At 67.9% G+C, this 240-nt stretch carries 1 protein-coding gene; it reads right to left on the minus strand.

Annotated features, from left to right (window positions below; genetic code table 11):
- The coding region (locus tag RB628_RS42225; RefSeq protein WP_318325865.1) for a hypothetical protein at window positions 1-240 on the minus strand (240 nt) is incomplete at both ends.

Raw genomic sequence — 240 nt, forward strand, 5'->3', positions numbered from 1 at the left:
ACCGCCCCACCACCCAACCCACCAAACACCCGCGACAACGCCTGCACCTCAATGGGATCTCCAAGCAAGGTGCCTGTTCCATGGCCTTCGACATAGTCGATGTCGGCGGGACCGACACCGGCGGCCCGCAGCGCGTCCGTGATCACGGCGGCCTGACCGGTCACGCTGGGTGCGGTGAACCCGACTTTGACGGCGCCGTCGTTGTTGACCGCGGACCCCCTGACCACCGCCCGCACCGTG

The organism is Streptomyces sp. ADMS (genome assembly GCF_033441795.1).
In the GTDB taxonomy this organism is placed as follows: domain Bacteria; phylum Actinomycetota; class Actinomycetes; order Streptomycetales; family Streptomycetaceae; genus Streptomyces.